This is a genomic window from Paenibacillus sp. FA6, from assembly GCF_051550225.1.
GTDB lineage: Bacteria > Bacillota > Bacilli > Paenibacillales > Paenibacillaceae > Paenibacillus_AQ.
Genome location: NZ_CP188820.1, coordinates 590,105 through 602,359, shown reverse-complemented (window position 1 = coordinate 602,359; position 12,255 = coordinate 590,105). Strand labels below are relative to the sequence as shown.

General features: G+C 41.3%; 13 protein-coding genes. 7 read left to right on the top strand and 6 right to left on the bottom strand.

What is annotated here, in order from left to right; genetic code table 11:
- The first annotated feature begins 2 nt into the window (after positions 1-2).
- A complete protein-coding gene (locus tag ACP8HI_RS02740; protein ID WP_438349613.1) occupies positions 3-482 on the top strand; it encodes a hypothetical protein in 480 nt (159 codons plus the stop codon).
- A gap of 61 nt (positions 483-543) precedes the next feature.
- Positions 544-855 carry a YtpI family protein gene (locus ACP8HI_RS02735; protein WP_438349612.1) on the top strand — a complete coding sequence of 104 codons (312 nt, stop codon included), beginning with the start codon at positions 544-546 and terminating at the stop codon, positions 853-855.
- Positions 856-1,048: 193 nt separating this feature from the next.
- On the opposite strand, the gene ACP8HI_RS02730 is transcribed toward ACP8HI_RS02735, so the two are convergent.
- The 3 genes from ACP8HI_RS02730 to ACP8HI_RS02720 form a co-directional block, all read right to left on the bottom strand.
- Complete coding sequence (locus tag ACP8HI_RS02730; RefSeq protein WP_438349611.1) at positions 1,049-2,383, bottom strand: DRTGG domain-containing protein; 1,335 nt, start codon at positions 2,381-2,383, stop codon at positions 1,049-1,051.
- Between the two features lie 154 nt (positions 2,384-2,537).
- On the bottom strand, positions 2,538-2,822 hold the full coding sequence (locus ACP8HI_RS02725; RefSeq protein WP_438349610.1) for a hypothetical protein: 285 nt from the start codon (positions 2,820-2,822) through the stop codon (positions 2,538-2,540).
- 131 nt (positions 2,823-2,953) lie between these two features.
- Positions 2,954-3,301 carry a YlbF family regulator gene (locus tag ACP8HI_RS02720; protein WP_438349609.1) on the bottom strand — a complete coding sequence of 116 codons (348 nt, stop codon included), beginning with the start codon at positions 3,299-3,301 and terminating at the stop codon, positions 2,954-2,956.
- Positions 3,302-3,448: 147 nt separating this feature from the next.
- Here ACP8HI_RS02720 and ACP8HI_RS02715 point away from each other — a divergent pair, with 147 nt between their 5' ends.
- Genes ACP8HI_RS02715 through ACP8HI_RS02695 form a run of 5 tightly spaced genes read left to right on the top strand, consistent with a single transcriptional unit; the run spans position 3,449 to position 9,581 of the window.
- Positions 3,449-4,816, top strand: coding sequence for a YheC/YheD family protein (locus tag ACP8HI_RS02715; RefSeq protein WP_438349608.1), 1,368 nt, complete (start codon positions 3,449-3,451; stop codon positions 4,814-4,816).
- A 13-nt stretch (positions 4,817-4,829) separates the two neighbouring features.
- Positions 4,830-5,954 (top strand): YheC/YheD family protein, encoded by a 1,125-nt coding sequence (locus tag ACP8HI_RS02710; RefSeq protein ID WP_438349607.1) that lies wholly within the window; start codon positions 4,830-4,832, stop codon positions 5,952-5,954.
- Positions 5,951-7,327, top strand: coding sequence for a YheC/YheD family protein (locus tag ACP8HI_RS02705; RefSeq protein WP_438349606.1), 1,377 nt, complete (start codon positions 5,951-5,953; stop codon positions 7,325-7,327). The genes ACP8HI_RS02710 and ACP8HI_RS02705 overlap by 4 nt, the downstream gene beginning before the upstream one ends.
- Positions 7,324-8,442, top strand: coding sequence for a YheC/YheD family protein (locus ACP8HI_RS02700; RefSeq protein ID WP_438349605.1), 1,119 nt, complete (start codon positions 7,324-7,326; stop codon positions 8,440-8,442). Before ACP8HI_RS02705 ends, ACP8HI_RS02700 begins: the two co-directional genes overlap by 4 nt.
- A gap of 14 nt (positions 8,443-8,456) precedes the next feature.
- Positions 8,457-9,581, top strand: coding sequence for a YheC/YheD family protein (locus ACP8HI_RS02695; RefSeq protein WP_438349604.1), 1,125 nt, complete (start codon positions 8,457-8,459; stop codon positions 9,579-9,581).
- 83 nt (positions 9,582-9,664) lie between these two features.
- Here ACP8HI_RS02695 and ACP8HI_RS02690 read toward each other — a convergent pair whose 3' ends face one another.
- The 3 genes from ACP8HI_RS02690 to ACP8HI_RS02680 all read right to left on the bottom strand — a co-directional run bounded on the left by ACP8HI_RS02690 (position 9,665) and on the right by ACP8HI_RS02680 (position 12,244).
- Entirely contained in the window at positions 9,665-10,486 is an 822-nt protein-coding gene (locus ACP8HI_RS02690) for a PPK2 family polyphosphate kinase (RefSeq protein WP_438349603.1), read from the bottom strand.
- A 108-nt stretch (positions 10,487-10,594) separates the two neighbouring features.
- Entirely contained in the window at positions 10,595-11,239 is a 645-nt protein-coding gene (locus ACP8HI_RS02685; RefSeq protein ID WP_438349602.1) for a phosphatase PAP2 family protein, read from the bottom strand.
- 435 nt (positions 11,240-11,674) lie between these two features.
- Positions 11,675-12,244: a manganese catalase family protein gene (locus tag ACP8HI_RS02680; RefSeq protein ID WP_438349601.1), complete on the bottom strand. Its 570-nt coding sequence runs from the start codon at positions 12,242-12,244 to the stop codon at positions 11,675-11,677.
- Between the last annotated feature and the right edge of the window lie 11 nt (positions 12,245-12,255).

The window sequence follows — 12,255 nt, the reverse complement described above, 5'->3', positions numbered from 1 at the left end:
CGATGCGAATCCCTCCAACTGTCATTTTTCGTTCAAAATTAACTGCCTTCTTCGTACTAGGATTGGTCATTGGCAGCATACTATATAATGCTATTTTCCACGCCAGCTACAACCATCTTTGGGAAGAAAACCAAGATTTACTCATGCAGTTGAAGCAATTCGAAGAAGACAACAAAACGTTAAAGAAGTATAGCACCCAGCAGACGGTCATCAAGGAAATTAAAATACGTGCTGAGCAACAAGACCCCCCACTAGATTCCCTAATCGTGAAGGAGATCTTACTTAAAGTAGGAAAAGATGTAGAGGTGTTACGTGGTAGGAGTGTTTATGAGATTGATACCGATAGTAAACTAACTAGGGCACTGCTCAATCGTAAATCATACTTTGTTCGCGAGAAAGATTACGTCATTCAGATCAAAACGATGCTACTTGCAGATAGTGTGTTACAAATATGGATCGGCATTAGTATTCCTGTCCGCTAGTCACTCATTTATGGTACAATACAAGCAAAATTATCATTTGTTAAGGAGTGAATATAAGGTAATGATTTCTCTAATTAAGGTTATTCTATTGGTATTATTGATCGCAACATGCATTGCTTCAGCATATTACAGCCTACGTTCACACCGTTCCTCTGATCCAATCGATCGAGGACTCTTTGGCGCTATTACCAATATATTGATGGGATTCATGCTCATCATATTAGCCATCACCTTTATGTTTGTATTCCAGGGGTCTACACCATCCGTTATTGTAGAGGCATTATTCATGGTCCTAGGTGTATTTAATTTATTCGCCGGCATACGAAATCGCAAACATTATGTTCAGCAGAAATCAAAAACTCAAGCTATCTAAATAGTACGTGTTCAAAAAGTCGAATTTTCAGCACCGAGAAGATTGGATGAAGCTAGGGACTGAGGAGCGGAGCGTAGGCAACACCTACGTGAGCACCGGAAGGACCGGCTGAATTCAACATTCGATGTCGAATAAGCTTCTCGGTAACCTTCGTGATCAAAAGATGACTTTTTGAATTTCCTCTAAAAGTATTCTAGCCATGTTCAATCGATTGGAGCGTCATAACCCCTTTACAGACTAACGTGTCATCATGGGTCATTTCAATTTCTATTTTACATGTTCTCCGACTCATCTCTAACAGCTTAGAAACGATAACAATCTGATCTTCTATCTGAACGGGTCGTAAGAAATAGGTAGACATATTATCTAACACATAATCATTTCCCGAAACATCTTTCGTATATTTAAATGCGGCTTGGGTCATCACTGTAGCTAATACACCTTCAGAAATAGTACCCAGGTCAGTCGCCATTTGAGGGGTAATAAAGCCGTGGAAATACAATCGTCCTTCCTGATCCCGCTCCTCAGCGATTCCATTCCAGATCAATTGATCAAACGTCTCACCTAGCTGTGAATGCTGCTGTGCATCTCTCATCGCTTGCAGAACTTCCTTACGTCTAACGGTTGTGATCAACTTCCGATTGCGATCTACAACAGGTAAGAAATCAATCCCTTCCCACATCATAAGTTGTGCTGCGGACGCAAGGGATGTCTGCAAACTAGTTGTAATTGGGTTCCGGATGAGTGCCTTTTCGATCGATTGCCCTTCCGTTAAGCATTCAATATCCCTCAGGTTTACGATACCAATCACCCTATTCCATTCATCCGTGACTGCATACCTCTCTTCACCAACTAGCTTAACAAGTGCTCTCCATTCCTCAGCAGTGCTGGATATTTTGAGAGCGTTTAATTTCGGTTTATTGACCACAATATCTTCAACGATCATTATTTTCTTCTTTATTATTCTATCAAAAATAGCCCGATTTATCATTGAAGCAACAGTAAATGTATCGTGACGCGAAGAGAAAATAGGAAGATTAAGCTGATCAGCTAACACCTTTACTTCACCGCTAATTCCGAACCCTCCAGTAATGAGTACACCTGCGCCCTGTTCAAGTGCCAGCAAATGAGCATTATCACGATTCCCAACAATAAGAAGACTTCCTGCATCTATATATTTTGCCATCGCATCAATCTTCATCGCACCAATCACATACTTGTGAAGATTCTTATGAAGTCCATCTGCCCCGCCTAATAGTTGACCTTCCACAATTTCCACCACATCAGAAAAGGTTAACTGTTCAGAGATGTTACGTGGTTTTTTCTCCACTCGAATGGTACCCATTCTTTCCTTGGTAATCACAATGCCGAGATTCTCAGCTTCCTTCACAGCACGATATGCGGTCCCCTCGCTGACCCCCATTTCTTTAGCCAGTTTGCGTACCGATATCTTCGTTCCTACCTTTAATCTCTCGATATATTGGAGCAACTGTTCATGTTTCGTGATCGTATCATCTCGACTCTCCAACTGTTACACCCCCGCACTATAATCTGTACTATTCTGTACCTATTATATCATGCATCTTCAACTATAAAAATAACGGGGTTGTCCCAAGCCATTTTAATGACTTTTGGGACAACCCCGTCCTATTAAACACTTGATAGTATTAGAGCATTAATAACTACACGCTCTCGCTTCTCTCCGACTCTTGTGACCACTTCAATTGCCATTGTTGAAACTTAGCTTGTCTTATCCGCTCAAGTGCTTTCTTCTTCTCTTCATCTACACCGAGAATAACATGCCAGTGTGCCCCAATGACTAGGAAAGCGAATAAACCCCATACCACTCCGAATACAGACACCCAAACATCCCCGCTATTGAACGTAATCAAAGGTAAAGCATACAATAACATCGCTAAAGCAAGTAGCATGTACAAGAAATGCATGAACTTTCTTCTCTTCTTCATCCATATGCAACTCCTTCATTTCTAAATCTATATATCTAGTCTATGAAGATAGCAAATACAATATGAATAGAATTTAAGAGAGGTTCTTCAAAGAGTCACCTTTTGAACTCTCACTTTAAGAGAGGTTGATATTACATATTTGATCCGCCATATAAATGTTGAAGGCTATCTGTAATAATCTTATTCACATCTTCAATAATAACGCTCAAGCGACGCTCTGCTTCAAATAAACGTCGGATATTTAAGTTCAAGCTAAGTACTTCGAACTCTTTCTCCATTTTCTCCATTTCCTCTGGAGCAGGCATATCACCCGTCATCATCCGTTGCTGAAGTTCCATTTGACGCTTGCGGAAATCTTCAAGCATGGCCTTCCCTTCTGGATCATTGTTAATCAAATTCATAGCCGAATTGATCTCTTGGACCTCTTGGCTATCCTTAAGTGCTTTTGCTAAATCATGAGCTTTGTCATAAATGTTCATTATTTGTTCCTCCTTTAAAATTACTCTCCAATTCTGAGAAATGGTCAATCACCAAGGGATATATGTCCTCATATGATGAATTACATGCAATATGCACAGTCCAAATATGACTTAAGACATCAAGTTGTTGTTGGAAGGAGACTCACGATGTCCACAAAAAAGATATCGGTCCAACTATTCAAACCAGGCATTGTGCAGGCGAACGCAATCATGTTGGGCGAAAGATTAATCAAACTGTGGAAAATACCCACAGATCGCCCTTTACAATTGGTATTCGGTTCCTTTAAACAGGAGATTACCGTCATCTCCGTACCAAAGTATAGCGGCCTACGAATCAGTGCTGCGTTATCTAAGCAAATGGGGTTATCCTCTCGACCGGTATTAAGAGTCCATTATCATGCTGGAAGCAGGACGCTACGATTAGGTCCACTCATCGGCATCATGATCAGTCGTGATTTCCCAAACATGCCCGATAACCCCTTCGGTTCTATCTCAATGTTCTGTCGTGAGCTAGTCAATGCCTGCCAAAAGCAAGGAGCATTTGTTTACTTCTTCACCCCAAATCATATCACATCCAATTCCAGCAGTATGCAAGGCTGGTCTTATGATGAAGGCTGGCGCATGACTCAAATGCCAATCCCTGATGTCGTGAACAATCGTCTGACTTCGCGAAAAATGGAGAATAAACCAAGCGTACAGCATTTTATGAGGGAAGTAAAATCCTTACACGGTGGTCACATTTTCAACGAAAAATTTCTAGACAAAACCGAAGTTTTCGATGCATTAAGAAATGAGTCAAATCTCCATCGTTACATGCCTGAATCTCATTTATTGAATGGATATAATATTCTAAAGAAAATGTGCACGAAGTACCCAGTGGTGTTCCTCAAACCCGTTAGAGGTAGTCTAGGTAAGGGGATTATTCGTGTCTCTAAGCAAACAGACGGTACATTCCAAACATTATCCACCACATTAGGCGGTATACAAAAGAATATGTATTCCACTCTTCCTAAGCTATTCAATAGTATTTCAGGGAAAATGAAAAGCACACGTTATCAAATTCAACAAGGACTAACTCTGATTGACCATGGTAAACACCCAGTAGACTTTCGTGCATTAGTACAAAAAAATGGTAACGGACAATGGAGTATCACATCCATAGTGGCACGTATAGCCGGAGGAAATCACTTTGTATCCAATTTAGCTAGGGGTGGCAGCCTTAGCCATGTGAAAGAGGCTGTTATGAAAAGCAATATGCCACTGGCAGCCAAGAATACAGCTCACGTGAATCTCAAATTGGCCGCCATGCAAATAGCAAAGAGTCTTGATAACACCATCCCTGCCCATTTCGGTGAGTTGGGAATTGACCTAGCTATGGATACTTCAGGGCGAATTTGGCTGCTCGAAGTAAATTCTAAGCCATCCAAGAATGACAATACACCACTCAATGAACAAAAAATTCGACCGTCCGTCAAACAACTCATACAATATTGTTGCTTTCTATCTGGATTTTAAGGAGCTGTTTATCATGACTCCTCAACACGTTGGTTCTCTTGGTATTCTGTGTAGCGACAGATCAGGAAACCCGCCCTTCTCAGAACAACATTACTGCCGTCGCTTGAGTCAGGCAGGTGCCAAATACGGATTAACTGTCGTTGTCTTGTGCCCTCGGACAATTCAGCTTCTTCATCATCAAGTCAATGGGTATGTCTATGGGGATGGTGGTTGGAAGAAAGTCATTGTTCCTATCCCTGATATGTTCTACGATCGCTGCTTTCATAAGCAAGGAAAAGATAAAAGAATATTATCCAAGTTACTTACCTTATCTAAAACACAGAAACAATCGTTATTGTGGGCTAGAGGATTACCTGGGAAATGGCAAGTATACAACAAGCTGAAAGTTAACCCTACTTTAGTTCCCTATCTTCCACTCACCACTTATTATTCAGGTCCTGAATCCCTGATCAGATGCTTAGAAACGTATCAAGGACAGGTGTTTCTAAAGCCTCAAGCAGGTTCACAAGGGAAACTAACTCTGCATGTACAAATACCACCTTCCAAAGACAGATTCATGATTAGAGGGCGGGATCATCACAATAAAGAGCTTATCCAAATCTTTGATACTGCACCTGAAGCCCTAGCATGGGTTCACCAATTTATCCATCATCGTCCATTCATCATTCAGCCATATTTACATTTATCCAATAAACAAGGTCATCCCTTTGATATACGTGTACTCATGCAAAAGAACGGTGAGGGACGCTGGATACTCACAGGCATGGCAGTACGACAAGGCCAACTTGGCGGAGTCACTTCCAATTTACACGGGGGTGGGACGGCTAGACCTGTCCCTCCATTCTTGACTCGAGAATATGGAACGGCTTTAGCTGAACATATCATGACTGTTCTTCATAAACTGTCGAATGATATCCCGCCAATCCTTGAGAGCTATTTCGGTCGGTTGGGTGAGCTTGGTATCGATTATGGCATCGATCCAGAAGGAAATGTTTGGCTTCTTGAAGCGAATTCTAAACCAGGTCGCTCCTCATTTGATCATATTGGGGAGCAGTCAATCGCAATTCTCGCTACTGAGAATCCACTCCGCTACGCTCGTTATTTATTGCTTCGACAACTTAGGAGGGTAAATTCATGAGTTTGACTTTTTGCAATGTCCACTTTTCACAACAGCCCGAGAAAGTCGTCTATATTTCAGATAATCTAATGAAAAGCCTCAAGCTCACTAACAAGAAAAATATACAGCTTCGCTTAGGGAAAGAAGTTGTTCCTGCACGTATCAGATCTATAAAGAAGGTTGGTAACCACCTCTATTTAGGATCTGGAGTTCGAAATGTTATTCACATCCCCAAATCAGGGGGAGTATTTCTTCGTAATCTTCAAGAAAACGAATTTCAACTTGGACCCTTAATTGGTATTCTTTCGGATGGACCTAGCAGCTCAACCGCGCAACCTTTTAGTTCTAGAACAGGTTTCATCAAACAACTGCTTAGGGAAGGAAGTAAGAAAGCCTACGTTTTTGCATTCACACCTAAAGATATTAATTGGCAGCAGGAGACCGTTCGCGGATACTTTCTTTCAGATGCTGGCGTGTTCACCCGTAAAACGGTCCCCCTTCCGGATGTGGTCTACAATAGACTACCAAGTCGTAAAGCAGAAACCTCAGCATCCATCAACCAATTGAGAGATCGTTTCGGTCGCAAAAGAATCCCTTTCTTTAACTGGAGCTTTTTTAATAAATCAGACATATATACCCTTCTTGAAAATGATAATACAGTCAACCGTTACGTTCCTGAATCCCATATGAACCCAAGTACTGAGATGTTGAAAGATATGTTGCAGCGTCATCAATTTGTATATTACAAACCTTCCGGTGGAAGTCTGGGAAAAGGAATCTATCGGATGACTTATTTACCCAAACGTGGCTATTTCGCACGCTATCGCAAGAATAAAGAAAATGTTCTCCTTCGTTTCAATAATTTCAATAGTCTCATGCGTATGCTGAACTCAAAACATGGTCGAATATTACAAGGATATGTTATTCAACAAGGCATCCGCCTAATAGAGATCGACAATTGTCCTATTGATTTCCGTTTCCACATGCACAAAAACGGTAATAATCAATGGGTTGTTGTCGGCATTGGTGCCAAAAAGGCTGGTCGGGGTAGCGTGACCACACATTTGAAAAATGGTGGCTCTCTCTTGACTCCGGAACAGGCACTAAGCCGTAGCTTTGGGTCACGTTCAGACGAAGTGCTCAAGCAAGCGAAACAAGTTGCTATAGCGCTTGCCGAGGCTATTGAATTTCACCATCAACATCTGCTTGGTGAAATTGGATTCGATATAGGAATTGATCAAGATGAGAAGATTTGGATGTTCGAAGCGAACGCTAAACCAGGTAGATCCATATTCCATCATCCGTCACTAAAGAATGAAGGGAAAGCCTCGATTGAGCATATCCTGGAGCATTGTTTATATCTCAGCAAGTTTCACAGGAGGATAAGCCAGTGAACAGCCGGAATTTTGAAGATATCAAACCGGTTGTTGCGATATTGACCATGCCCAATTCCATAAGAGGTTTTCGAGGCAACCACGCTAATTTTATGGATATTGTTCGCACAGGGAAAGAAATGGGATTTCCTGTCTATGTGGTCACACTGCGTGATTTAAAGTTGACCTCACCCACGGTCAAAGGCTATACACTCAACGCCAACAACGACGATTGGGAGACACAACAGTTCCCCCTGCCACAGGTCATCTACAACCGAATTCCTATGCGTGAAGATGAGGAGAAACCCTGGGTACAAAATAAAATAAAAAGCTATTTAGCACATCCGAGTATTCATTTCTACAATCCTTATTTCTTCAATAAATGGGATCTATTCGAATGGCTCAAAGTTTCCAAATCCACTGATTATCTAGTACCTATGACGAAACGCCTAGTTGGAGAGGTCTCTCTGTCAAGAATTATTGATAAACATCCTTATTTATATCTGAAGCCTGAAAGCGGAAAAGCTGGGAAAGGTATTATGATGCTTAAATTCCAAAAAAGCAAAACATTGCCTTATAGGTTGAAAATCCAAAATAATAGATCAAGCATCACCTATAAATCTGCTAGCATGAGAAGGCTTTGGATTCGTCTTAAGAAAGAAACCGGTAGCTCCCCTTATATTGTTCAGCAGGGAATTCAGCTTGCAACTGTAGATGATCGCCCCTTCGATCTGCGAATTATGGTACAAAAAACGAGCACAGGTCAATGGGGCGTTACGGGTGTTGGCGCTAGAATGGCTGGATTAAAAAGTATTACAACTCATGTACCGAGAGGCGGAACGATTGAGAGTCCCACTAAGCTGATCTCTACACTCTTTGGCTCGGATATGGCTACTATGATTATCAGTCAAATAAAAACAACTGCCCTCATTATTGCTCGGCAGATTGAAAGAGCATCTCATTTCAATCTAGGGGAAATGTCCATGGATCTTGGAATCGATCACTTAGGAAAAGTATGGTTCTTTGAAGCGAACGCACGCCCAATGAAGTTTGATGAATCACATATTCGCAAAAAGTCATTAGAACGAATATTTGAATATAGCCAATATCTCACACGTCATAACAAACACCACTGAGGAGGTGAATCGATATGGCACACCCCGTCTTAGGTATTCTGACACTTTACCTCAATGACCACAAACAACTGGAAGAACGAATGATATATCAAAGCATGATTATCGAGGGAAGGAAGCTCGGGCTTGACATCTTCGTATTCACCCCAATGGACGTGAGCAATCAGAAGATCATGGCCATGGAATATGATCTATCGAAAAAAACATGGACCCGCCGGTTACGTGAATTCCCCGATATGATTTATGATCGATGTCGAATTCAAAAAGGTCTCCGCTTTGAACAGCTGCTGTCCTTTCGAAAAAGATATGGGCATCACGTATTTCTGAATCGTCCACTCCGTAATAAGTGGACGATTCACGAGATTCTTTCTAATAAAGAAAGCTTTCGTCCACACTTACCAGAAACAAGGCTAGTAAGAAGTTTATCCGATGTTCAACGAATGCTTAAAAGTAAATCTGTCATCTATCTGAAGCCGATTAACGGAACCGGTGGACGTGGAATTCTTCGTATCGAACAGTTGAGGAATAGTAACCATCAATATTATATTCAAGGGCGCAATCAACAACGTAAAATAATTACACCACAAAGAGTACATGGTGCTACTTTAGGATCTATTCTCAGAACTTGGAACATTAATAACCGTTATATTGTACAGGAAGGGATTCCAGTTATACTACCCAATGGACGCGTACATGACTATCGCATGCTGGTACAGAAAAACCGGGAAGGTCATTGGGAGCTAACTGGAATCGTTGGCAGAGTAGGTGCTATGCGAAGCGTCACTTCCAATCTCCATGGAGGGGGGAAAGCCATCCCAATGGATACCTTACTCCCCCAATGGATTACCAATAAAGACACCCAGGAACATGTCAAGAAAACATCGGTGAAGTTAGGCCTTGAAACCGCGGCTTATCTAGAAAAGTCCTATGGAACTTTATGCGAACTAGCTCTTGATTTAGCCATCAATAAAAAAGGTGAGGTCTTCCTTCTAGAGGTTAACCCCAAACCGGCAAGAGAAGTATTCGCAAGAAGTGGTCAAAGAGATATTTATCGTCAATCTATCGTAAAGCCCCTAGAGTATGCTCTTTGGGTTTACCGAACAAAGGTGAAACGACAGCAAGTAGAGGTAAAAGAGGAATAATCAAAACAAAGAGGGATCCGGAAATAACATCTGAGACAGTGGACCAATGAGTTATTCTTGGTCTACTGTCTTATCTCTATCGATCAGTGTGACTCTTCTTTCGATATTTGATCCAAATACTGTAATAATTCCGGATCAGGTTCGGGGTCCCTCAATCGTAAACTTCTCATAGCTTCCACAACAATTTTCAATACAGAATAATCACGGTACCATCTATTATCTGAGGGAATGACATGCCATGGGGAGACTACACTACATTTCTCCAGCATTTCCTCATAATATTTACGATATTGTTTCCACGACTTCCTTTCCTGTAAATCACTAGGATCAAATTTCCAATTTTTAGTTGGATCCTCAATGCGACTTTTCAGCTTTTCTAACTGAAATTCTTTCGATATATGCAAGAAAATTTTAATAATCTTCGTATTATTATTGCTCAGTAGTTCCTCGAAATGATTGATATCCTTGAATCTTCTTTTTGCTTCTTTGTCTGTGATCATGTTATGAACTCGTGTAATCAGAACGTCCTCGTAATAAGATCGGTTAAATGTCGTAATATGACCAAGTACAGGTGCTTTATTATGAGCTCTCCATAGAAAATCATGCTCACTCTCTTCTAGTGTCGGAGTTTTGAAGCTATACGATGATACTCCTTGGGGATTAAGTCCAGCAAAGACCTTTTTAATCACACCATCCTTACCGCTACAATCCATCCCTTGGAACACAAACAGTAGTGACTTCTTCTTAGTTGCAGCAAGTTTTTCCTGTAAATCTTGAAACTCTTCCTTTAATTTCAGAGTTTCTACAGCCACTTCCTCCTTGCTCAGAATCCCTCCAGTATCTTTAGGATCAATGGAAGTAAGCTCTACTTTCTTCTTAACAGGTAGCACTAGTTGTTTGTCCATTCGTAACATCTCCCCTAGCAAAGAATCGGTCTATTATTACTAAATTAATAATAAAGTACAATTCTATGAATAACAATAGAACTAATTCGCTTCCCACGAAGATGGATCCTACAACCTTACTCGTTCTAATCGTTCTAAATACCGTTGATAAGACCATATCGAAGCGGTGAGCCAACAGGCACTCATCAAATACCCTCCAATAATATCACTTGGATAATGTACACCTAAATAAATACGACTCACACCGATGGTCAGTATGAATATGGAACTGAGAATGATGATAAACATACGACCTATTGCGTTAGGTACATGCTTCCACACCAAGAAGGCTATAGCCGCATAGAGACTGAAAGCTGCCATGGAATGCCCGCTTGGAAAGCTATAACCATTAGCATCCACAATGCGGTGAAGGGTAGGTCTCGCACGTTGAAATAATAATTTCAATAACATATTTAGCAGTGCAGAACCAATCACTACCCACGCTAGAAACATAAGTTCTCTGCGATGCCCCAAAAATTTATAAAGAACGATCATAACGATAATCGTAATGATCGAAATGGAAACTCCACTACCGATATCAGTGAAAAATGTCAGGATCGTCGTAAGTAGGGGAGATTCCCTCCCTTGTACATATGAAATAATCGTTTGATCAAAGTTCAGTACCCTGGCATTCCCAATCCATAATGCAATCCATCCAAACCCAATAGCACTTATGATCGAAATCATTAATGTGAGCGAAAATTCAATCTTCATATTCTTCATAATAGTGTTATCAATCCTCCAATGTAAAGAATACTATATATACATCGACTTGAGTGTCTACACATGATGAAAAAGGTACTTTCGATATATAGCTGTTCCATACACTTCTGCCTCCGATCACAGGTGAGACGCCTTATATGGACTCTTGAAATACATTCATCGATGTTCTGTCTCACTTGGCTTGCCAATCTGTCAGGTTAAAAAAGCTGATGCCATATCATTATTGGCATCAGCTTCTAATTTAATTCTCCCCTTAGAATACCTTCTACAGAGAAGGTCACGCATGTGAAAGCGGGAGACCGCGTCGTCGGGCTGGTTAGAGCCGGTGGCGGCTATGCGGAAGCACAACCCATCTTTAATGATCTGTTGGAATTCAAAAGGAGTAAAGCATCCCTTTTAAGGTTGCTTTACTCCTTTTAAATTCCCTTAAAACACTTTCTGCTGCTCCCGATCTCCCTTGATCATCTCTACCGCTTCCTTAAAGCGTAATGCATGCACAATCTCACGCTCTCGTAGGAACTTCAAGCTATCCTGAAGATCAACATCATCAGTCAGGTCAATAAGCCACTGATATGTAGCCCGTGCCTTCTCTTCAGCAGCAATGTCCTCATACAGATCCGCCAGCGGGTCACCTTTGGCCTGAATATAGGCTGCTGTAAATGGTACGCCTGAGGCGTTCTCATAGAACAGCGCACTATCGTGGGCCGCGTAATGAGCGCCCAGACCCACGGCTTTAAGCTGCTCTACTGTAGCATCCTTGGTTAGTTTATAAATCATGGTCGCGATCATCTCGAGGTGAGCGAATTCTTCCGTTCCGATATCTGTCAATAGACCAATAACCTTATCGGGAATCGTATAACGTTGGTTTAAATAACGGAGTGCTGCCGCCAACTCACCATCCGCACCACCATACTGTTCAGACAAGTATCTAGCCATTTGGGGATCGCACTTACTAACCCTTACAGGATATTGTAACTTTTTCTCATAAACCCACATAAATAAACCTC